The sequence below is a fragment of the Clostridium guangxiense genome (genome assembly GCF_021043395.1).
Lineage (GTDB): Bacteria > Bacillota > Clostridia > Clostridiales > Clostridiaceae > Clostridium_S > Clostridium_S guangxiense.
The window spans coordinates 1-21,966 of record NZ_JAJNKE010000052.1; the positions used below are offsets into that span (position 1 = coordinate 1).

Annotated in this window: 21 protein-coding genes; 7 read left to right on the top strand and 14 right to left on the bottom strand. The window is 29.8% G+C overall.

Features of this window, described 5'->3' with window-relative positions:
• Positions 1-181 precede the first annotated feature (181 nt).
• A complete protein-coding gene (locus LQK79_RS18760; protein ID WP_231017474.1) occupies positions 182-520 on the top strand; it encodes a winged helix-turn-helix transcriptional regulator in 339 nt (112 codons plus the stop codon).
• A gap of 432 nt (positions 521-952) precedes the next feature.
• Here the strand turns inward: LQK79_RS18760 and LQK79_RS18765 are convergent, their stop codons facing one another.
• The 7 genes from LQK79_RS18765 to LQK79_RS18795 form a co-directional block, all read right to left on the bottom strand.
• Positions 953-1,465 (bottom strand): GNAT family N-acetyltransferase, encoded by a 513-nt coding sequence (locus LQK79_RS18765; RefSeq protein WP_231017475.1) that lies wholly within the window; start codon positions 1,463-1,465, stop codon positions 953-955.
• A 108-nt stretch (positions 1,466-1,573) separates the two neighbouring features.
• Positions 1,574-2,857 carry a histidine--tRNA ligase gene (gene hisS, locus LQK79_RS18770; RefSeq protein ID WP_231017476.1) on the bottom strand — a complete coding sequence of 428 codons (1,284 nt, stop codon included), beginning with the start codon at positions 2,855-2,857 and terminating at the stop codon, positions 1,574-1,576.
• 417 nt (positions 2,858-3,274) lie between these two features.
• Complete coding sequence (locus tag LQK79_RS18775) at positions 3,275-4,177, bottom strand: tetratricopeptide repeat protein (protein WP_231017477.1); 903 nt, start codon at positions 4,175-4,177, stop codon at positions 3,275-3,277.
• Between the two features lie 65 nt (positions 4,178-4,242).
• The gene (locus LQK79_RS18780) at positions 4,243-5,712 is read right to left on the bottom strand and encodes a HAMP domain-containing sensor histidine kinase (RefSeq protein ID WP_231017478.1); all 1,470 of its coding nucleotides are present in this window, start codon (positions 5,710-5,712) and stop codon (positions 4,243-4,245) included.
• A 3-nt stretch (positions 5,713-5,715) separates the two neighbouring features.
• Entirely contained in the window at positions 5,716-6,399 is a 684-nt protein-coding gene (locus LQK79_RS18785) for a response regulator transcription factor (RefSeq protein WP_231017479.1), read from the bottom strand.
• Between the two features lie 158 nt (positions 6,400-6,557).
• Positions 6,558-7,397 (bottom strand): anti-sigma factor domain-containing protein, encoded by an 840-nt coding sequence (locus LQK79_RS18790; RefSeq protein ID WP_456237100.1) that lies wholly within the window; start codon positions 7,395-7,397, stop codon positions 6,558-6,560.
• A 5-nt stretch (positions 7,398-7,402) separates the two neighbouring features.
• Positions 7,403-8,071: a sigma factor gene (locus tag LQK79_RS18795; RefSeq protein ID WP_231017481.1), complete on the bottom strand. Its 669-nt coding sequence runs from the start codon at positions 8,069-8,071 to the stop codon at positions 7,403-7,405.
• Between the two features lie 298 nt (positions 8,072-8,369).
• Here LQK79_RS18795 and LQK79_RS18800 point away from each other — a divergent pair, with 298 nt between their 5' ends.
• Complete coding sequence (locus tag LQK79_RS18800) at positions 8,370-9,434, top strand: DUF5667 domain-containing protein (protein ID WP_231017482.1); 1,065 nt, start codon at positions 8,370-8,372, stop codon at positions 9,432-9,434.
• Positions 9,435-9,551: 117 nt separating this feature from the next.
• On the opposite strand, the gene LQK79_RS21135 is transcribed toward LQK79_RS18800, so the two are convergent.
• The 4 genes from LQK79_RS21135 to htpG form a co-directional block, all read right to left on the bottom strand.
• A complete protein-coding gene (locus tag LQK79_RS21135; RefSeq protein ID WP_231017483.1) occupies positions 9,552-11,093 on the bottom strand; it encodes a histidine kinase N-terminal 7TM domain-containing diguanylate cyclase in 1,542 nt (513 codons plus the stop codon).
• Between the two features lie 43 nt (positions 11,094-11,136).
• Positions 11,137-12,123 carry a Gfo/Idh/MocA family protein gene (locus LQK79_RS18810; protein ID WP_231017484.1) on the bottom strand — a complete coding sequence of 329 codons (987 nt, stop codon included), beginning with the start codon at positions 12,121-12,123 and terminating at the stop codon, positions 11,137-11,139.
• Between the two features lie 181 nt (positions 12,124-12,304).
• The gene (locus LQK79_RS18815; protein ID WP_231017485.1) at positions 12,305-12,904 is read right to left on the bottom strand and encodes a nitroreductase family protein; all 600 of its coding nucleotides are present in this window, start codon (positions 12,902-12,904) and stop codon (positions 12,305-12,307) included.
• A 221-nt stretch (positions 12,905-13,125) separates the two neighbouring features.
• Complete coding sequence (gene htpG, locus LQK79_RS18820) at positions 13,126-15,018, bottom strand: molecular chaperone HtpG (protein ID WP_231017486.1); 1,893 nt, start codon at positions 15,016-15,018, stop codon at positions 13,126-13,128.
• A 271-nt stretch (positions 15,019-15,289) separates the two neighbouring features.
• Here htpG and LQK79_RS18825 point away from each other — a divergent pair, with 271 nt between their 5' ends.
• Complete coding sequence (locus LQK79_RS18825; protein WP_231017487.1) at positions 15,290-16,525, top strand: AAA family ATPase; 1,236 nt, start codon at positions 15,290-15,292, stop codon at positions 16,523-16,525.
• Positions 16,509-17,159 (top strand): RloB family protein, encoded by a 651-nt coding sequence (locus LQK79_RS18830; protein ID WP_053243584.1) that lies wholly within the window; start codon positions 16,509-16,511, stop codon positions 17,157-17,159. Before LQK79_RS18825 ends, LQK79_RS18830 begins: the two co-directional genes overlap by 17 nt.
• A gap of 69 nt (positions 17,160-17,228) precedes the next feature.
• Here LQK79_RS18830 and LQK79_RS18835 read toward each other — a convergent pair whose 3' ends face one another.
• Both LQK79_RS18835 and LQK79_RS18840 read right to left on the bottom strand, forming a co-directional pair.
• Positions 17,229-18,038, bottom strand: coding sequence for a Cof-type HAD-IIB family hydrolase (locus tag LQK79_RS18835; RefSeq protein WP_231017488.1), 810 nt, complete (start codon positions 18,036-18,038; stop codon positions 17,229-17,231).
• Between the two features lie 389 nt (positions 18,039-18,427).
• Entirely contained in the window at positions 18,428-19,180 is a 753-nt protein-coding gene (locus tag LQK79_RS18840; RefSeq protein ID WP_231017489.1) for a DeoR/GlpR family DNA-binding transcription regulator, read from the bottom strand.
• A gap of 491 nt (positions 19,181-19,671) precedes the next feature.
• Here LQK79_RS18840 and LQK79_RS18845 point away from each other — a divergent pair, with 491 nt between their 5' ends.
• The gene (locus LQK79_RS18845) at positions 19,672-19,821 is read left to right on the top strand and encodes a hypothetical protein (protein ID WP_198150108.1); all 150 of its coding nucleotides are present in this window, start codon (positions 19,672-19,674) and stop codon (positions 19,819-19,821) included.
• A gap of 195 nt (positions 19,822-20,016) precedes the next feature.
• Here LQK79_RS18845 and LQK79_RS18850 read toward each other — a convergent pair whose 3' ends face one another.
• Positions 20,017-20,715, bottom strand: coding sequence for a hypothetical protein (locus tag LQK79_RS18850; protein ID WP_053243592.1), 699 nt, complete (start codon positions 20,713-20,715; stop codon positions 20,017-20,019).
• A 425-nt stretch (positions 20,716-21,140) separates the two neighbouring features.
• Here LQK79_RS18850 and LQK79_RS18855 point away from each other — a divergent pair, with 425 nt between their 5' ends.
• Together LQK79_RS18855 and LQK79_RS18860 are read left to right on the top strand one after the other, a co-directional pair.
• Positions 21,141-21,320 carry a hypothetical protein gene (locus LQK79_RS18855; RefSeq protein WP_231017490.1) on the top strand — a complete coding sequence of 60 codons (180 nt, stop codon included), beginning with the start codon at positions 21,141-21,143 and terminating at the stop codon, positions 21,318-21,320.
• A 330-nt stretch (positions 21,321-21,650) separates the two neighbouring features.
• Entirely contained in the window at positions 21,651-21,830 is a 180-nt protein-coding gene (locus LQK79_RS18860; RefSeq protein WP_231017491.1) for a hypothetical protein, read from the top strand.
• Positions 21,831-21,966 lie beyond the last annotated feature (136 nt).

The window sequence follows — 21,966 nt, forward strand, 5'->3', positions numbered from 1 at the left end:
ATTCCTCCGTACCTACGGAATTTTAGCATAAATCTTTGTAATACATTATTTAAGCAGTTTATAATCATTTTCATTGTTAAATCTTGTTAACAGTGTATTTTTCGTAGAGAATCGGAGAAAAATATTCCTTGCTTTTTCGATCTAAGTGAAGTGATGTTGTCTATATACGAAAGGAGCTCTTATGTTAACACAAGAAGAATTATTCGGCAAATGCCCCTATGCCACCGCTCAAAAAATTCTATCTGGAAAATGGGCATTAATTATTTTACACTATTTAAGCGAAGGCACTCTTAGATTTAATCAGCTTCAAAAACTGCTACCAGATATTACACAGGCAACACTTACAAAGCAGCTTCGTACCTTAGAAGAATACGGAATGATTATTAGAACTGTTTACCCCGAAGTTCCCCCAAGGGTAGAATACAAGCTCAGTGAAATTGGGCAGGACTTTTCCATAGTTTTAGACAGTCTTAAAATATGGGGTGAAAATTATATAAAAAAGCGACAAGTTAAGAAATAACTTTTTCCGCTTTGCTCCGAAAAATCTTTGAATTACTCTATGTTTTAAATTGAGTTCAAAGCTTTTTCGTGGCAAAGTATAAAGTTTCTTTAATTCATGTTTCAAGAACATTATGTGCTTATTTTGCTTTTATTAGTTTTCCAGTCTTGAAGGGGGCTACTGCGTTATTCCACTGTATTTTGGGTTTAATTTCTTCAACTTTATTTCTAAAATTAACATCACAATAACCTAAAAAAAGAATAGCTTGTATATCTTTATGCTGCGGTAAGTTTAATAATTTCTTTGCTCTTTTACTTTTTGATAGAATACTTTTTCCTGCTCCAGATATGCATGAGCCTATCCCAAAAGCTTAAGCATACAAAGCCATATTATAAAGTGCATATTGTTTACATTTAATACATTTTTTCTGATTTGCAGTAATCATATTTCCCACTAAATTATCCAATATCGCTGAACCAATCTTCCATCATTAGGAACCTCATTTTCTAATACTCCACCACAAGTTTTTATTGTTTTTGCAGAAGCAATATTGTTAACATCGCATGTAAGTAAAACCTTTTTCATTTTTAATTTTCTGCACTTCTTCAATGCAATTTTCAGCATTTCGGTAGCATAACCTTTTCTGCGTTCAGTTCTTCTTACACTATATCCAATATGTCCTCCGTAATTATATAAATATTCATTTAATGTATGCCTAATATTTATCATGCCAACTAATTTATTGTCATTTTCTCTAATTGCTAAAAACACACTTGCAGTTACTTCAGTATGTTTCGTATTCTCTTTTTCGTTATCAAATACAAATCTCATCCACTCTTCATAATTATCATATTCTTCCAAATATGAAGTACCTGCTAAATCATCACCATCTTCTATAAATTCGTTTTTGTATTCTAAAACCTGCTGTTTATATTGTATGGATGGTCTTGATAATAATAATCCCATAACACTATCCCACCTTATAAAAATACAGTGACAAATTACGGAGAAAAGCTTAATTTGTCACTGATCTTAAGTTCTTAGATCTATCTAATATTTGAGGATTCCATTATTCTATATACTAACTTTTTCTTGATTGCCAGTAGCCATGTCTTTTACAACAATTTCTCCACTATTAACCTCATCTTCACCGATAATTATAACCTTCTTTATGTTAAGCTTATCTGCATAAGACATCTTCTTTTTAAGCTTGTCATCTTCTAAATATATTTCTGCTTTAGAGCCTTTTTCTTGAAGTTTTTTGCAAACCTTAGCGCAGTAAGGAATTGTATCTCCTATAGGAATTATTAAATATTCTATTGATGAATTGTGATTATACTTATCTATAAAACCAATTTCCTTCAATACAAAGAATAATCTTGTTATACCAATAGACATTCCTACTCCTGGAAGTACATTGTCTGTATAATTTTGTGCTAGGTTGTCGTACCTACCTCCAGAGCAAACTGAACCGTAAGATTCGTTTCCTTCTAATATGGTTTCAAATACAGTTCCAGTGTAGTAATCAAGTCCTCTTATAATTTTAAGATTTATTGTAAATTCTCTGTCCTCTACACCAAATATGTTTAAGTAAGTTTTAACCGCTTCTATTTCTTCTACACCTTTATTAAATAACTCACTGCTTACATTAAGCGCTTTAAGCTGAGAAATAATTTCATCATTAGATCCCTGTATTCCCATTATATTATTTATAGCTTCGCTGCTCTCTTTTCCAACAAGTTCTTCAAGCTCAGATAAAAATTCTTCTTTTGTAATTTTTTCGTATTTATCTATAAGTATCATAACTTCCTGCATATTTTCTATGCCAAGCGCAGTTAAAAATCCACTTAATATTTTTCTGTTGCTTATTTGAAGCTTATATGTAGTTAATCCTATTTTCTTAAGCGCTCTTGATGCCATAGCAACTACAAGTGCATCATTTTTTATACTTAACTTGCCATTTCCAACTATATCAACATCACATTGATAAAATTCTCTATAACGTCCCTTTTGATTTCTTTCTCCTCGATATACTTTTCCAAGCTGATATCTTTTAAAGGGAAACGTTAAATCATTCATGTATTGTGCTGCAAATCTTGCAAAAGGAACTGTAAGGTCAAATCTAAGCGCAAGTTTTTTATCTCCTTTATTAAGTCTATATACCTGCTTTTCAGTTTCCCCTGCTGATTTTGCAAGAAGAACTTCCTCTTTTTCAATTATTGGGGTATCCATAGGCAAAAAGCCATTTTCCTCGTAAACTCCTGTTATTTTTGAAACTATATCATTAAATATTAACTGCTCTTTTGGTAAGAGTTCCATAAATCCTGGTAAAATTGAAGGTTTTATTTTATTACCCATTTTTAACACTCCTTTATCTTTAAATATAAAAACCATGCAAGCTTATACGTACCTGCATGGTTAACTAAATTATGAATTCATTATCACAATCACCAGGTAGATACAAGCCCTTAACGTTTATTAAACTTGTATCTACGATTATTCGAGACACAAGTCTTCCTAGTAATGATGATGTATTAAAATTGTCACTTTAATTCTCAATGAAAACATAATAATCCTCCTAGTTTAACATTAGATTTATTATACATTATTAATGCTCAACTTTCAATACTATTAAAAGGAAAACAACATATCATCTAATAATTGAACTATTTACCTCTACAAATTAAAAATATAAGCCAATTAAAGTGCACATGGCATTTTAATTGGCTTACATTTTTTATATAAATTTTACACTCTCGCAAATTTAAAGTATAACTAAGGAATAAACTGCTGATCCATGTTTACTACAACATTATTTTGTAAGAAAACCCAATATAGCAATTTTCCTTCTTCTGAATCTAAAATACTTTTTAACTTATCATAGCTTACAGATTCATTTATGCTTGAATTCCCAACAAAATTTTTATCTAATCTATACTTTGAAACATCAAACTGAGCATTATCAGAAATTTCATATTGAGTTGTTCCATTGCCTACTTTTCTGCTATACCACTCCATTGAAACACCCTCTTGATATACCCCATCCTTCTTAGCCTCTTGTACAGCTCTATCTCCTCTATAAAACTCTACTTCATCAATAACTAAATATCTTTTTCCATTGCTCTCATACAGGCTTTTTACAAATCCAATTATTTTTCTATTTACTACAGCAGTAGCTTGTTGAGAATTACTTACACTTTGATTTTCACTTGGTTTTTGATTGCTATTATTATTTTTATTTTTTTCAGTTGATGCATCTTGAATAGTTAATTTATTTGCCTCAAGTTTTGCCTTTATCTGTGAAAGCAATGTTTTCATATTTTCAACATCAACATTATTTGTAATTGCTTCTTGTACTACATCATACGCTTCTTGAAGCTTTCCCTTTGACAAATACTTATCCTTTATAGTTAGATAAGTTTGTTTATCCTTTTTATCTAACTCAATTGCCTTATCATAAGCTTTTTTTGCTTCGTCATACTTTCCGCTGTCTACCAATTTATTTCCCAAATCAATGTTCTTTTTAACTTGATTTTCTGCCTGTTTTGATTTTGCAGCCATTTTTACATCTTTAGTCACTACAATTTCCTTATCCTTATGTGAACAGCCGCTGATAGATAGGGAAAATGCCAAAAGTATTAATAAAATTAAATAATTTGTTATATGATTCCTTCTCATTGCACTCTCTCCTTTTCTTTTTACAAGTTAATGATATCACTGATTTTTTATCAAATTTAATAAAATTATTGCCAAGTTGTTTCCATTAGAGGTATTTTTATCTTTACTACAATTTTTTCTCCATTTTCAATTTTTATTTCTCCATTATGCTCTTTTACTATTTCATCGCATATATACAGACCTAGTCCACTGCTATGCTTTTCTATTGATTTTTGTGATTTCACAAAAGGTTCAAATATTCTCTTGTAAATATTGTCTGGTATTGGATTCGCTTTATTTTCAACTTCAAATTTATAGTAATTGTCAAGAATCATACCTCTAACATAAATTTTATCTTCAGTAGAATACTTTATGGCATTATCCAAAACATTTATTATAAGCTCTCTAATTTTATTAGGTTGTCCCAAAATGTTGCCGTCTTTTATATCTCTGCATATAGAGTGAGAATACTTTTTAGCCTTCATATTCATATCATCACATATTTCAATCAAAAGCTTTCTCATATCAATTGGCTTTGAGGCTTCATCAACAAACGAATCGCCCTTTGATACATCAATCAATTTTAAAACAAGCTTATGAAGCCTTTCACTTTCAGAATATATCCTTTTTACAGCTCTTTCCTTAAACTCTACATCCTCTACTATTCCTTCCGTTAGGATTTCTGCATAACCTGAAATTGCTGTAAGAGGAGTTTTAAGCTCATGCGTTACGTTGTCAAAGAACTTCTTTCTTACCTTTTCAAGCCTTTCAACTTTTTCCTTCTCACTTTCTATAGTTGTTATTTGTTCCTTTATCTTGTTCTTCATATTTATAAATTCTCTTGCTAATACTCCCATTTCGTCATTGGTTTTACACTGAATTTCATAATCATATTCCCCATTTCCAACTTTTTTTACTGCCTTGGTTAGCTTGGTGATTGGCTTTGTTATTTTATTTGTTATAAAAAAAGCCAAAATAAAAATGCAGATAAAAATAGCAAATTCAATTATGGTTATGAAATTTATTATTCTATTGTTATCTCCATAAAGCTGGTCATAATCTTTGCATACAGTCATTATTCCAATATAATTTTCATTTTCATATATGGGATATGATAGAATACCATTAACTCCAGTATTGTTATATTTAAATTCTATTACTGCTTTGCCATTTTCAGCGGCTTTCACACTTTTTACAACTGTATCTTTAAAATCTACATTAATATTATTTTTAATTGCATACCCATCCATACTGCTAATCCTTGAAGTACAGTTATAATTCATATTTATATTCTTAACAATACTTGAAGACGCTGCTTTTAAACCTTCCTCGTTCAAACCATAACCACTTATTTGATCATCGCTAAATCCCATTGAATCAATAATAAGTGTATATTTTATATATTCCTGAGTACTTTTCATTACTTCCTTCAGCGAATTGCTTATTTGCTGCTCCATATTAGAAATCAATGCCTGCCTAATTATAATATTTAATATAATTCCAAGAACTACAAGTATAACTGATAAGCTAAGCATAAATTTTAATTTTATTTTCATTTTTCACCTCATTATATACCCTACTCCAAAGACGGTTTCAATTATCGATCCACAATTTTCATTATCAAGTTTGCTCCTTAATCTTCTCACATGAACATCTACAGTTCTTAATTCACCATCATACTCATCGCCCCATACTCTATCGAGAAGCTCCTCTCTTGTGAATACTCTCCCTTTATTTTGGGTCAAAAACTCAAGCAAATCATATTCCTTGGGCTTTAATTTTACTTCCTTATCGTAAGCTTTTACAGTTCTGCTTTCTATATCAATTTTAATGTTGCTATTTACATTAAGTACATTGGTAATACTATAATTTTTATACTTTTCAACTCTTCTTAAGGCAACTTTTATCCTTGTAAGCACTTCCTTAATATGAAAAGGCTTGGTTATATAGTCATCAGCGCCAAGTTCAAGACCAAGCACTTTATCAACCACATCATTTCTTGCAGTAAGCATAATTATTGGTATTGAATATTTTGAATTAATGTATTTGCATAAATCAAATCCATCTTCATCTGGAAGACATATATCAAGAAGTACCAAATCAGGTTTAAAGCTATCAAGGAAACTTCTTGTTTCTTTTCCTGAAAAGGCACTTGTAGCCTTGTACCCATTAGCTTTTAATGCAGTAGTTAAAATATCGTTAATTGATAATTCATCATCTACCACTAAAATTTTCAAATCCATATATCATTCTCCTTAATATAAACAAGCAAAAAAAGGACACAAGTTTAAAACTCATGTCTGCTCAACAGTTACATATTTTTCATTTACACTTTTAGTATAATATTGCTTCATAACTTTGTCAACTTTTAACTTATAAAAATAACTTTTTTCAAGTAGTTCTATTTACTTTTGCTGTTTTCTGCTTTCTGATTACCTTTGTTACTTTTATCCGTGCTAGTACTAGCATTGCTATTATTCTTATTATTACTGCTGTGATTTGTTTTTGAGTTTTTATTGCTATTATTAACACTGTTTTTATTTAAATTATTTACTGATTTGCCATTGCTGTTATCCATTTTACTATTTTTGCTATCTGCATTGCTTTTAGCACCTGCATTTACAGGAGAAGAAACATTACTGCTGGCTGGAACATTTACCTTTGGAGGATTCGAAACTCTGTTTTGATTTTTCACTTCATTACCTGAATTACTTAAATTATTTACCTTTTTGCTATCAGCTGAGCTTTCCTTTTTAATGCTTTCATTTATCAATGATAAATCCACACTTCCCTCAAGTGGATTAACTTTCACCTCAGAAAAAGATTTTATTAATTTTTCTTTTTTTGCTTCTAACATAAGTTCTTTTATAGCTCTATCTACTAAAATATTTTTAATTTTGGTTTTGCTTAATATTTCCTCTCCTCTTTTATCTGGAGTAGAAGCAGCCATTACACGATTCCATCTATTTAATTTGAGCATTATTTTTGAATTCATATTAATTTCTACAGCTTTCACTGGATTACAATAATCTATAATTCCTAAAACAAATATAAACACTGCAGCTGCCGCAGTTATAAACGCTTTTCTAAGGGAAATTGTATCTTTAGCTTCATATCCTTCATATTCTTCACCGCATATTGGCATAGATTTTCCACACCTTACTCTGGCAAATTCTCCTGTTTCGGTCATTACAATTGCGCTGCTTCCCCTTATTTCCATAACCATTCCCTTTTTTTTCATCACATTTATTCCTCCTTTCTAATATTGAGATACGACTTTAAATACATAAACTCATCATTTGATAAAATTATTATTAAAGATATTAAATACCTTCTCCACTTTTCTATAAATTTTCTATTTTTATTTGTTAATCTCATTATTTCAGTAACGGGGAGTCTTTTCTTCTCCTCCAATTTTCCTTTTATGTATTCATTTTTTACACACAAAATAGCTACATTAAGAACCTCATCCCTTGTATCTCTATGGGAAGGAGAACTTTTTGAAAGTTCAAAGAAATCTATATCATACTGCTTTAAGTGCTTCTTATAAATATTTATCTCATCTATTCTGTTTTTGCGTTCCACCTCCATATCATATTTATCTATGGACATATTATTGTGCATTTCCCTTTCCCCTTCTTCATTATCAAAATACAGAAGCGGCGTCCTGCTAGAATTTTTAAAAAAGTCTATAAGACTATTTCTAATAACTACCTTAGCATAGGAAAAGAAATTTCCTCTTCCCTCTGAAAAAGTTTCACATGCCTTATTAAAGGCTTCTATTGCAACACTAAACTCTTCATCATTATTTTTATCAAGTTTTTTCTTACATATAAAAGAAGCGGTTTTATATATAAACTCCATATTTTCTTCTATAAATAAATTTATATCTCCTATACGGAAATCTTTTTCCATTCTTTCACCCTTTCTACATATAGGGTTACCGACTCTAGCTTTAGGTTATGCTTGTCTCATAATACCTTAAACATATCATTTTACAACATGTAAACCTCAAGCTTCCGTGCGGTAACCCCTTAACGGGACCACGTTTAAACTTCAGAATATTAATTAAAATACTTTTCATCATACATATATTAAGTACGAAAATACTCCTCTATTTTAAGGGGCAATTTTAATTTTTTTTAATTTCCCCCCTCAAATTAACCAATCTTCTCGTAAATATTACTGAAAATCACAAAGGGGGAAATTTATTATGAAAAGAAAATTTATTTTAGGATTATCTCTATTCTTCACAATGTCTTTATCAGTATCTGCATTTGCAGCAGAAAATACAACTGGTGACTACAAAGCTTATGCAGGTGTAACACCTGGAAGTATATTATATCCACTTGATAAAGCTATAGATAATTTAGAGGTAAAACTTGCAAGTTCACCTTCTAAGAAAATAGAAAAACTTCTTGAAATTCAAAAAGAAAGATTAGGTGAAATCCAAAAATTAATAGAAAGTAAAAAATCAAACTTAGAATTGGAAGCAGTAGATAACCTAAAAGCTGCATCAGATGAAACATCAACAGAAATAGATTCAGTTCTAAAAGACAGTCCTGCATCAGAAGATGAAGCTAAAGATGTTGATACTGCACTTAAAGATGTTGAAAGCTTCAACACAAACTCTATTGATACACTTAATGCTCTAAAAGATAAACTTCCTAAGAGTGCATCTGAAAAAGTGGCTGCAGTAGCAGAAATGCAAGCTAAGAAAAAAGAAGCTGTAAAACAAATGGTAACTGCAAGACATGAATTAAATGATGCTAAAAAAGCAGTAAATACTGCAAAGAAAACCTTAGCTGATGCTACAAAAACTGGAGATACTGCTTCAATAGAAAAAGCTAAAGCTGTCTTAGATGCTGCTAATACCGTACTTGCAGAAAAGCAAACTGCATTTGATAATGCCAAGAAAAATAAAAGCGAAGTTATTAAGAGCACAAAGATAGGAAAAGGAAAAAAGGATAAAAACACTGATACTGATACTGATGAAAATACTACTAATGCTACCTCTACAACCGAAACTACTGAGGGCAGCACTAGTACAACAACTGAAAACAGTATTAGCCCTGCACCTACAAACAGCAGTACTTCTACAGTTCAAACAACAGAAAACACTAATACAACTACTGCTCCTAAAACAACTGTTACAACAGAAAAAGAAGCAACCGAAGCTTCCAAGAAAAACGCTGATGAAAAAGTAAAGAATAATAACTCAAACAATGGAAATAAAGCTGCAGTACATAAAGATGAAAGTAAAAAAGGTAATAAATAGTTAACCTAGCCACTGCCCATGATTTTTATTCATGCGGCAGTGGTTTTAAATTCATAATAAAACAAAGCCCAAAAATAAAATTTTCTTAAGCTTACTATCACTTAAAAGAACTTTATTTCAGTAAAACTCAACTCTATTTCTTCCATTTTCTTTTGCCTTATATAAAAAATCATCTGCTCTCTTTAAGATACTGTTAATATCATCATTATTAAATTCAGCTAAACCTATGCTCGTAGTAACCATCAATTTTTCATATTTAAATTTACAGCATGAGATTTTTTCTCTAACTCTATCGCATAATTTAATAGCCTCCTGCAGCGTAATTCCAGGCATAATTATAAGAAACTCTTCTCCCCCAAATCTTCCTATCTGTATATTGTCCTTAATTTCACTCCTCACTATCTTAGATACCTTCGTTAAGACCTCATCGCCAACCAAATGCCCATAGCTATCATTAATTTTCTTAAAAAAATCAATGTCCATTATAGCGATAGTAAGACCTAGTTGTTTTCCTTTACTTTTTTCAACTTCTTCATTCAATAATTTAGTAATATGCTTTTTATTATATAATCCTGTTAAGCCATCTCTTATTGATTCATTATAAAGCTTAGTATTTAACCTTCTCAATCTATTTTGAGCTTCAGTGAGCTGTGTTACGTCCTGCAATAGCAGCAAGTATCCAGTTACATTATCACTATCAAACTTAATAGCTTTTATAGAACCATAATAATAAATTTTTTTCTCCCGAAATTTGTGGTTAAGTTGAATTTTTAAAGGATCATTGCGTAAATTAGAAAAATCATACCTTGAAATTTCACTAATTAAACTTTCTATTGGCTTTCCTAGCATTTCACTAATACTGGTACTAAATGCATCAACCACTCTTTTATTTAGATCAATTATCTTTCTATTGTTATCCATCACTATCATAAGCTCATCCATGCTTTCAAAAACATATTCTCTTGCAATAGGAACAACATTTATAAATCCATATTGTATTGTAGCAAAACCAGCTATTAATGCAGAAAATAAAAATGAAACAGGTGTAAAATCTATGCAATTACCAAACTGCATGCTAATAGTCTGAACTATATTGCTAAAAATCGGGAAGCTTATGCTTACAATAATACCAATTGCTTGCTTTCTAACATTGTACGGTTTTGAAAAAGCCACTTTCAATAAAATTGCTATATTAATTATATTTATTAAATAATTATATACAGTATCAACCCAAAACCAACTTCCAAATTTTTTGGTAAGAATGTTAAAACCATTTTTTAACTCTATGTTAAAATCATATGCAAATAAATTATTATATGGATTGATTAAAATAATAACAGCTACAATAGTGGGGATAATAAAAAATATTACTTTAAAGTATTCGGGAAATTCATCTTTTTCTGTGAACTCCGCCGTTGCTATTAACCATAACACTGGTATATAAACAATGAATACATATCTAATAGAAAATAATAATGTTTTAATTTTCAAATCATGGCTTAGTAATTCTGCTGCATACATTCCATTCCATATGGAGACTAATACCCAACTTAAAGCAAGCAATTTCCTTCCATTTATGCACAACTTGCTCCATAAAGCCTTAACCGATACCAAAAATATACATGATGAAATTATTAAAACAGCTATATATGGCTGCACAACTTACCTCCTCATACCAGCATATATTTAGTTGAAGTACAATTTATGAAAAGTCTGCTGGAAATACTATTCCTGTCTGTTTTCGTGCATTTTCTATAATATCTATTGAAGTTATAGATTGAAAATATGAATTAATATCGGACTCTAATTTGCAACTTTTAATATCCTGTATAAATCCTTTGATTTCATAATACATTGATTCTTTTCTTTGAGGCATTGATATATCCTCTGTTCTTCCATCTTTATATATAATTGAAACCTTCTCAATAGGATTTATTTTATCAAAAACTATAGATCCGTTTTCCCCTTGAATTTCACCTTGAATATAGGAGTTAGATATCTTTGAGTAAATAACTACACCTTCCATATCATCGTAAGATAAAATTACACTTCCTTCACCATCAACCCCAGATTCAAGTTTCAAGGAAGAAGCCTTTATCTTGTTTGGCTTTCCAAAGAGATTGACTAGAGGCTGTATACAGTAAGTACCTATGTCCATAATAGCTCCATTTGAAAACTCAGGCTTAAAGGCATTTAGAATGTTTCCTTCTTTATATGCATCATATCTTGAAGAATACTGACAATAACTTATAAAACATCTTCTAACCTTTCCTATTTTATGTAGATTTTCTTTTATAATCTTAAAGTTCGGTAAAAATGTAACTTTCATAGCCTCCATTAAAAGGACTTTATTATCTTTTGCTGCCTTAACCATAGCGCTTACTTCTTTTAAATTTGACGCCATTGATTTCTCGCACAAAACATGTTTTTTGTTATTTAAAAATTTTATTGCCTGCTGCGCATGTAGTGAATTAGGACTTGCTATATAAACAGCATCAACGAAATTACTTTTAGCCATATCTTCTAAATTCGTAAATACATTTTGGGCATCATATTTTTCTGCAAATTCTTTACCAGTTTCGTATTTTCTTGAGTATACTGCATTAAGTTTAAAATCAGGTATTAACCTTGCACTTTTTACAAATTGATCAGCTATTTTGCTTGTACCTATTATCCCAAAATTTATCATATTCATCGCTCCTATTAACTTTATTCTTGCTAATACAATTATAATTTACTCTATATATCAATACAAACATTTTTACTTAATATTTTTATAAATTAATAAATTCAATAAAAAAAATTCCAGGTAATTACAAGCTCTGGAATTTTAATCTATTAAACTTTATCACATTCTTTTAAAGCACAACTTATTTATAAAATTTAACTCTATCCTCTAGTGGAGAAAAATCTTTTTGCTCTGGAGCAGAAGTAGGTTTGCCAAATGGCATCTCCCCTCTTAATTTCCATCCACTTGGTATGTTCCATTCTTTGCTCACTTCACTATCAATTAGTGGATTATAGTGCTGAAGAGATATTCCAAGTCCTTCAGATGAAAGTGCATTCCATATATTTATCTGAAGCATTCCTGACGCCTGCTCTGACCATACTGGAAAGTTATCCTTATACAGTGAAAACTTTTGTTGAAGTGCTTTCACTACATTTTGATCTTCGAAAAACAAAATAGTTCCATATCCATTTTTAAATGAGTTTATTTTATTTTCTGTTTCGGAAAACTTTTCCTTAGGTACTATTTTTCTAAGTTCTTCTTTCGCAATATCCCAAACTTTATCATGTTCTTTTCCTAGCAGTACCACAACTCTTGAGCTTTGTGAATTAAAAGCAGAAGGAGTATTTTTAACTGCAAAATTGATTATTTCCTTTAATCTATTATCGCTAATTGTACTTTCCTTGCTTATACCATATATTGTCCTTCTATTTTCTACAGCTTCATAAAAACTTTTTGACATTCTACTTCACCTCATTTAATTTTTATAACTAAGTAACTTTTAGTAACTCGGTAATTAAAGCTTACCTTTTCTATATTTACATGATATATCTATAAATATAAATTGTCAAGTAATAATCATAATTAATTAGTTAAATATCTAAAATAAACTCTAAATAAAAAAATTTAATTGCACCATAATACCTTAAATATGGCATTTTGGCACAATTAAATTTAAATTTCCTATTTTATTAAGCAGCATACATCATTAGCAAATTGTACAGGATCTTCTATTTGAAGTCCTTCTATAAGTAGAGCTTGATTGTAGAGAAGATTTGAATACATCTTTAATTTATCTTTATCCTCTGCAAATGCTTTCTTTATAGCATCAAACATTGGGTGATTTGTATTTATCTCCAAAATCTTTTCTGCCTTAACACCATTTCCATCAGGCATCATTTTAAGTACTTTTTCCATTTCTATAGATAATTCACCCTCGTTTGATAGACAAACTGGATGAGTTTTTAACCTGTTGGATGCTTTAACTTCTTTAACCTTATCTTTAAGTACATCCTTCATGAAATTAAATAATTCTTTGTTTTCTTCTGTTTCCTTTTCGCTTTCTTTTTCATCAGCTTCAAAACCTAAATCCTTGCTTGAAACAGATTTGAATTCTTTTTCTTTGTATTTCATGAGCATCTTAATTGCAAATTCATCTACATCATCAGTGAAGTACAGTATTTCATAACCCTTATCCTTAACAAGCTCTGTCTGCGGAAGCTTATCAATTTTATCTATATTTTCACCAGCTGCATAATATATGAACTTCTGATCCTCTTTCATACGGGTAACATATTCATCAAGGCTTACAAGCTTCTTTTCTGTTGAAGAGTAGAATAAAAGTAAATCTTGAAGAACATCTTTATTGCTGCCGTAATCAGAATAAACTCCATATTTAAGCTGTCTTCCAAAGCTTTCATAGAATTTCTCATAGTTTTGACGGTCTTTTTTTAGCATAGATAAAAGTTCATTTTTGATTTTTTCTTTTATCTTCTTTGCAATAAATTTAAGTTGTCTATCGTGCTGCAAAAGCTCTCTTGAAATATTTAAAGAAAGATCAGCAGAATCAACCAAGCCTTGAACAAATGCAAAGTAATCTGGAAGTAAATCCTCGCATTTTTCCATTATAAGTACACCGTTTGAATAAAGCTCTAGACCTTTTTTAAATTCTTTTGTATAGAAGTCAAATGGAGCTTTAGCCGGTACAAATAAAAGTGTTGTATAGCTTACTGCACCTTCAACACTTGAATGAATTGTCTTTAAAGGCTTTTCCCATCCAAAATGTTTATCCATATAAAATTGGTCGTAGTCTTCCTGTTTTAATTCATTCTTGTTCTTTCTCCAGATTGGAACCATGCTGTTTAAAGTTTCATCTTCAAAATAATCTTCATATTCCTTATCTTTATCTTCTTTGTCTTCCGTACCAGCTTTTACTCTGCTCTTTTTTACCATCATTTTTATAGGGTATTTTATAAAATCAGAATACTTTTTAACTAATTCCTTAAGTGTATATTCTTCTAAGTATTTATCGTAGCTTTCGTCTTCTGTATTTGCTTTTATCTTAAGTGTTATTTCAGTTCCAACTTCATCTTTTTTACACTCTTCAATCTCATAACCTTCTACACCCTTTGATTCCCATTTGTAAGCCTCATCGGAATTTATAGAACGACTTTTTACAACTACATCATCTGATACCATGAATGCTGAGTAAAAGCCAACTCCGAACTGTCCTATGATGTCTACTCCTTCTTTGGCTTCATTTTCATTTTTAAAAGCTAAAGATCCACTCTTTGCTATAGTTCCAAGGTTGTTTTCAAGTTCATCCTTTGTCATTCCTATACCAGTATCAGTTATAGTAAGTGTTCTATTTTCCTTGTCTGCTGTAATTCTAATGTAAAAATCCTCTTTATTGAAAGTTACATTTTCATCTACAAGTGAACGATAATAACTCTTATCAATTGCATCGCTTGCGTTTGATATTAGCTCTCTTAGGAATATTTCTTTATTTGTGTAGATAGAATTGATCATTAAATCAAGGAGTCTTTTTGACTCTGCCTTAAACTGTTTTGTTGCCATGATATCATTTCCTTTCGTAGATTGTATATATTATCAATAAATTTTTAAGTCAATATTTTGTTAGCACTCTATATAACTGAGTGCTAATTTTATTTTAACAATTATTTCTTCTTTGTCAATATGTTTTTAGAATTTATTTAATTATCCAACTTGTAGTAAACTTAGTGGATAAATAAATTATACTTGTCAAAAATAAATAGTGAGTGATTTTCACAATTTCATTCATTTTTTAATATAAATATAGTATTATATTAGTAAGGATGTGAGAAAAATGCTTATACAATTTAATTTTAAAAATTTTAAAAGTTTTAAAAACGAAACTACCTTAGACATGACTGCAACTTCTATTACGGAACACCCTTATAATTTAATAACTTTTGATGATGGCGAAAAGTACATTAAAACTGCTGCAATTTATGGAGCCAATAACAGCGGCAAAAGTTCTGTGATTGAAGCTTTTGAATTTATGAAAACATGGGTGATGGATTCTTTTAAAAACGCATCTAATGATGAAAACATACCACTTAAGCGATTTGCATTTGATAATAATAGTAAAAACAAACCTGCTGAATTTGAAGTTTTTTTTCGATTTAAAAAAGAAGAATATCAATATGGTTTCTCTCTTGATAATAAAAAAATATATGAAGAATGGCTGTATATAAAAAATAATAATGGAAAGTTTATTCCACTATTCGAAAGGGAAGGTTCAAATATTACCTGTGATTCTAAAAAACTTAAAGGTGCTAACAACTTTATTCCTATGGTTAAAGATAAAACCCTATTTCTTTCTATAATATCAAATGCCAATATTCCTTATGCTAAAGATGTTTTAAATTGGTTTGGTCTTACCATGGTCCTAGATTATGGTAACGTATCATCTGAAAAAGTTTTAAGTGAATTTACACCAGATATCGAAAATATAAATTATCAAAATAAATTATTATCATTCCTAAATGATATTGATATTGATATTAAAGGAATAATTGTAGAAAAAAACTTAATTAATGATAAACCCAAATACAAAATATATACAAAACATTTAATTGAAGGAACTAATAAATATTATAACCTTCCTCTTTCTCAAGAATCCAGTGGAACTCAAAAAATGTTTTCACTATTCTACTTTTTAGAAAGTGTACTGGATTTAGGTTTCACATTGTTCATTGACGAACTTGACTCAAAACTTCACCCACTACTTTTGAGGCGTATTTTAACTATGTTTCATAATGAAAACATCAACAAAGATAGTGGTCAACTTATATATGCAACTCATGATAACTACACCTTAACAAGAGATATATTTAGAAGAGATCAAATATGGTTTGTAGAAAAGGATAAACATGCAGTTTCAAGTTTATATTCTTTAGCTGAATATAAACTTGAAGATGATAAAAAAGTTAGAAAAGATGCTTCTTATAATAAAGATTATCTTCTAGGGAAATATGGTGCTATTCCTATACTTAGAGGATATGATATGTGGGGCGATGAAAATGGCAAAGTTAAATAGAGCTGGTCGCAAGCATCCAAGAAAAGAAAATATAAAAACACCTGGCCCTGGAAATTATCTAATTGTAACTGAAGGTATAGAAACTGAACCTAATTATTTCAATGGCATAAAACAGAGAATTGAAAGTTTATTTAAGAGCAAAATTATAGTAGATAAAGTATCTCTCAAGGTAGAAGGGAGAGGACGCTCTACAACATCGCTCGTTAATGAAGCTTTAAAATTGCGCAGCTTAAGTACCTATAGCGAAGTCTGGGTTGTATTTGACAGAGATGAGAATCCTGATTTTGACGAAGCAATACAACTTGCTAAAAAAAATGACCTTAAGGTTGCTTGGTCAAATGAATGTTTTGAACTATGGTTGTCACTTCATTTTCAGAACTTAAATTCAGCAATTTCCGCAAAAGAATATTACCCTAAATTAAATGCTCACTTTAAAAGCAGAAATATCAACAATGGTATTTATAATAAAAATGCTAAAAATATATTTGATGTTACTTTTGATTTTGTTAATGATGCTATAAAAAGAAGCAATACTTTATTTGATAGTTATAAGAATTGTTCTTTGCCTACTAAAATGAACCCCTGCACAAAAGTTCAAGATTTAGTTGAAGATTTAGTAAAGTATATAAAATAGAAACATAAATTCATCTTATGTTTCTATTTTATCTTAACAAACAATTATAAATCTAGATATCATTATATTCTAATTACCCAAGCAAAACTTTTTTATAACTTCTGCCACTCCATCTTCATCATTACTTAAAGTTACAAAATCCGCACATTTCTTAACTTCATCTGGTGCATTTCCCATTGCAACCCCAAGCCCAGCATACTCTATCATATCCATATCATTGTAATTATCACCAGCTGCAAGTATTTCACTCTGTTTTATATTAAATTTTTTTCTAAGAATTTCTATTGCAGATGTCTTCGAAGCTCCTTTTGGCATAATCTCAAGATAAGTTGGCTTTGAAGGATATATATTTAAACTATCAATTTTAAGTTGTTTCTTTAATAGATTTATTTTGTCCGGATCAGCCATACACAAAATTTTGTTTGATCCCGAATCTTCCTTTTCCCATACTTCAAACAAAAACTCAAAATTAATTACATTTGGAATAATACTCGTTATTTCATACTCTTGTCTTACCCACTCGTCCATTTTTTCTATACACCATTCATCATCTTTGTACAAGCTTACATGAACTCCAAGCTTTTTAGCAACCGTATACACTTCCTTAATGTCTAAAACCGACATATGCTTTTGGAATAGTGTCTCTCCATTTTTATCTAAAACTAACGCACCACTATAGCATATAATTGGTGCTTCTATCTCAAGTTCCTTTTGCAAAAATATTATTCCCTTTGGCATTCTAGCTGAAACCAAGATTACAGGAATTCCTTTTTCATTTACCGCAGCTTTAATTGCTTTCTTTGTCTCCTCCGTAATTTGGTGTTTCGAATTTAATAATGTACCATCAATGTCCAAACATATCATTTTAAAATTTTCCATTTTAATACCCCCATTTATTAGAGTCTACTCTTTACTCTGTATTATAGATAGCAAACGTAAAACTTGAAAATTTCAAATTCTAAATTTATCCTGACAAACTGGAATTTAACTCAGAGTACAAAGTACAGAGGACAGAGTACAGTGAAGGATGATTTTTCTCCGCTGTCGCTACAAAAAATCTTAAACTTAATGCACGCAAAGCGCTTAAAATATAGTGCTCAGCGTAGCTGACACTATTAAGTTCTAAGATTTACCTGAGAGAAACGAAAGGTAAATCCACCTTCACTGTACTCTGTACTTTGTACTCTGTGCTCTGAATCAACTTCCAGTTTAACAGGATGAATTTGGCATTAGTCATTTTAACCTTTCAAGTTGTCTATCTATATTAATTACACAGTAACAATCTTTATGTCTTGAGCTTCCATAATGCGAACAAATTCATCCGGTGGCATGCCATCAGTAACTAGCATATCTATTTGCTCCCAATCAATTCCCTTAAAGTAGCTTAGCTTATCAAATTTTTCATAGTCAGCCAAAACTATAACCTTAGAAGAATTTTTGCAAACCTCCTTTTTAATATAGGCATCTTCTTCATCAGCATAAAAAATGCCGTCCTTTGTTATGGACGCTGCTCCCAGAAATGCCACATCAAACTTAACTCCATTGATATAAGTCATACAATCCGGATTATAAAAAAATCTATTTTCCTTATTAAGACATCCTCCCATAGAATACACACATACATCTTTTTTCTCAGATAGTATTTCAATGTTATCAAGAGAATGAGTAAATACTGTAATATTTTTATCAACATATTGTGAAAGAAAGCTTACTGTAGTTGAAACGTCAAAGAAATAATGTTCCCCTTCAGAAACAAACTCCAATGCTCTTTTGGCAATATTCCTTTTCTCATCAGAATATGCTTCAAGTCTTTCCCTGTAATTTTTAATTGTGTTTTTTAAAACTGGAAGACTTATACCCCCTCGACTTCGGACAGCTGCCCCCTGCTTTATGAGCTGTACAATATCACGTCTTGCTGTATCTCTAGATACCTCAAACATTTCACAAATAGTGTGTACAGACATACTGTTATTCTTGTTTAGATACTCTAATATCTTAAGAAGCCTCTCTTCCTGATACATATAATCACCTCATAATTTTATTATAAGTATTTTTAAGTAACAAATCAATATTTTTAAGTAATTATATTTTTGTTATTATAAAGGAGGATGTGAAAAATATAGGTATTCTTTTTTACGAGCCGCTCATAATGCTTTATGCACGGTATAGTAAAACTTATAGAATACCTTTTTTCATAACCTCCTAAAGATAAACCACCTTGAAACTTATTGCTGACGTCATTTTGAGATAATACCTTATGAACAGTGAAAATGCATGTCTCAGTATTATTTCGCAAAATTATGATTTTAAGAAGTCCATCGTTAAATATTAATTTTAAGAACTCACATCGGGGAAGTTTCCCCTGATTTGCTGCAAGACAACTACACACAAAAATTGCCGTCCCTCTAGTCTATAGAATGAAGCTTTCTCATCTTAGCTTAAGTTCATACGGACATTATTATTCTTCTTGAAATATTGTTATAATTAAGAAAAAATGTTTTGTGAGATACTTATGAAAGCTTCAGATAAAGATATTGATAAATGTTTGGAAATAAATATACAAACTCTAATCGATGCTGGATTTATAAAATATAAAGAAGATTTGAGTAAGGAAGAGTTGGAAGAGCTTAAAAAGGTTATTAAGCATGCTATTTGTGATTAAATAATTTCGTCACACACGCATTAAGAAGTCAATATACAGACATCAAGAGAATACATCAAACTAAAATATAAAAAGTAGTAAAAGTTTCATAAAATAAAGCCTTTACTGCTTTTATTGATCATATAATAATTAATTTATAAAATTTATTACGATATCTTATTCTTAACACAAAATTTGACTTTTAACGTTGTATAGCTAATATAAGTAAGCATCAAGAGTATCATTTGGCGATTCAAATTTATCTGTTGGAGTTACAACTATATTAAATCCGCTAAAAGATACAGTAGGAGTAACTGAAAACACGGTTTGCTGGTGAGCATAAGTAAAACAAATATCACTTCTTAATGCATTTGAATTAGCTTTATGTGCAGATACTTGAATAAAACCATAAGGTAGATGGTTTACATCGGTATCCCAATAGTTAAATGGGAATTCAAAATATGATCCAGTTGATGCAGAATGTGCACCATTTGAACTAGCAGTCATGTATGTATCGCTAAGATAATTTTCGGTATTATCCCAGTAATAATAATTATGAGTTATAGCATTATCATCAAACGTAACGTTACTATCATGTGAAAGTCCTATAACATCAGTTTTTTTATTATTGGCATCAGTTAACCATGAATAAAATCCATATACAGTATAGTTTCCACTATAATTTGTATCAAGTTCTGTAAACATTTGTAACCAAGTTGTTTTCTTAGGATTAGATTGGGGACCAGTAACTAATTGATTAGCAAATAACTGAGCATTTTTTTCTTTAGTTCTTTCTTTAATGTAACCGCCTTTATTAAATTTATCAATTTGGCTTTTTCCATTACCTAAGTCTGTAATTCTAACATATGAGTTGCTTGTACTAATTGCTTGTACACTTTTTCCCTCGTGAACCATATTTTTTATTTTTTGAATATTATTATTATTTGCATTTATTGCATTACTTTGTGCATGTGCAATTGAATTACCATTAATAAGACATAAACTTATTAATGCAATTGAAAAAATTGATGTTATTTTTTTTATATTTATTTATAAACCCCCTTAATTGTAATATATTTATATAATATACATATTTTATAATTATATTATAACATTAGGAAAATTAAATAGCAATAATTGCTCTATATATTGTAATATCTTTATTATGAAAGTATAATATTAGATAAATTGTAATGTTTTATACAATATGCTGCAATAAATTTATTACTAATATGGTGTAAAAAATTTTAACAATTATTTTATATATTGCTACTTTTATAATAAGTTATAAACGAAATTTAACTGTGTAGCATGTGCTACAGAGGTACAGGAGGGATATAATGAATACATCAAGTTATGTACTTATAGCATCAATAATGACCAGTATTGTTTATGTAAACCATATATTTATAATAAAAAAAATAAAAGAGGATAAAAATATTTTAGTAAACGTAATATTAGGAGTTATTTTAGTTTTTATACTTTCTTCTATTGTATATGATATTTGTTCGAGATATTAAAAAATAATAATTTAAGAATAAACATGAAAGATAAAAAAAGGACAAAGGTCAATTATAAAGAGCTTTGCCAAACATACATCTACCGAACAATATTTATAGGTACCCTTAAATATTGTTCGGTATTTTTTTATTTTTTACTAGGTCCCACACTAAGATCACAGCCTCATGAAATTCCTGAAACCAAAAAAATACGAACTATAATTTTTTTGTAGTAATATATGGTATAATATTACCGAGAGAATAAAATGTTTTTAGGTAGTCACTCCCCAGAATTTACTCTCTTGCAAAGGAACCATTGCGGTTAATTGGTAGCAGATGGGGTGACAGCTTTTGAGTGATAAACTTGTATTTGTTGCAATGTTTTGTATAACAGCATTAATAATAGCTGGAATGTTTTTCTTTTCAACTTATAAGAAAGAAAAACTAGAATTAAAAACTAAGGCAACCATTAAAGATTTAATCGATGCAGAAATCGCTGTAACAGCTGAAGATAAAAAATCAAAAAAATAAAATACGCTTACTGACATAAGCGCATTTTGAATTAAAAACACATTCATCTAAAAAACCGTAACGGCTTCTTTTAAATATATTATATCACATTTTCATAAAAATAAACATAATATTATACTTTCGCGGATTAATATTA

Bases quoted from the DNA above. Each gene is read 5' to 3' on its own strand.
- LQK79_RS18790 (WP_456237100.1), bottom strand. From the start codon at position 7,397: ATGAAAAAAAAGGGAATGGTTATGGAAATAAGGGGAAGCAGCGCAATT.
- LQK79_RS18780 (WP_231017478.1), bottom strand. From the start codon at position 5,712: ATGAAAATAAAATTAAAATTTATGCTTAGCTTATCAGTTATACTTGTA.
- LQK79_RS18850 (WP_053243592.1), bottom strand. From the start codon at position 20,715: ATGGTTCACGAGGGAAAAAGTGTACAAGCAATTAGTACAAGCAACTCA.
- LQK79_RS18830 (WP_053243584.1), top strand. From the start codon at position 16,509: ATGGCAAAGTTAAATAGAGCTGGTCGCAAGCATCCAAGAAAAGAAAAT.
- LQK79_RS18835 (WP_231017488.1), bottom strand. From the start codon at position 18,038: ATGGAAAATTTTAAAATGATATGTTTGGACATTGATGGTACATTATTA.
- LQK79_RS18800 (WP_231017482.1), top strand. From the start codon at position 8,370: ATGAAAAGAAAATTTATTTTAGGATTATCTCTATTCTTCACAATGTCT.
- LQK79_RS18810 (WP_231017484.1), bottom strand. From the start codon at position 12,123: ATGATAAATTTTGGGATAATAGGTACAAGCAAAATAGCTGATCAATTT.
- LQK79_RS18845 (WP_198150108.1), top strand. From the start codon at position 19,672: ATGAAAGCTTCAGATAAAGATATTGATAAATGTTTGGAAATAAATATA.
- LQK79_RS18775 (WP_231017477.1), bottom strand. From the start codon at position 4,177: ATGAGAAGGAATCATATAACAAATTATTTAATTTTATTAATACTTTTG.
- LQK79_RS18815 (WP_231017485.1), bottom strand. From the start codon at position 12,904: ATGTCAAAAAGTTTTTATGAAGCTGTAGAAAATAGAAGGACAATATAT.
- LQK79_RS18785 (WP_231017479.1), bottom strand. From the start codon at position 6,399: ATGGATTTGAAAATTTTAGTGGTAGATGATGAATTATCAATTAACGAT.
- LQK79_RS18840 (WP_231017489.1), bottom strand. From the start codon at position 19,180: ATGTATCAGGAAGAGAGGCTTCTTAAGATATTAGAGTATCTAAACAAG.
- LQK79_RS18765 (WP_231017475.1), bottom strand. From the start codon at position 1,465: ATGGGATTATTATTATCAAGACCATCCATACAATATAAACAGCAGGTT.
- LQK79_RS18795 (WP_231017481.1), bottom strand. From the start codon at position 8,071: ATGGAAAAAGATTTCCGTATAGGAGATATAAATTTATTTATAGAAGAA.
- LQK79_RS18760 (WP_231017474.1), top strand. From the start codon at position 182: ATGTTAACACAAGAAGAATTATTCGGCAAATGCCCCTATGCCACCGCT.
- LQK79_RS18825 (WP_231017487.1), top strand. From the start codon at position 15,290: ATGCTTATACAATTTAATTTTAAAAATTTTAAAAGTTTTAAAAACGAA.
- hisS (WP_231017476.1), bottom strand. From the start codon at position 2,857: ATGGGTAATAAAATAAAACCTTCAATTTTACCAGGATTTATGGAACTC.
- htpG (WP_231017486.1), bottom strand. From the start codon at position 15,018: ATGGCAACAAAACAGTTTAAGGCAGAGTCAAAAAGACTCCTTGATTTA.
- LQK79_RS18855 (WP_231017490.1), top strand. From the start codon at position 21,141: ATGAATACATCAAGTTATGTACTTATAGCATCAATAATGACCAGTATT.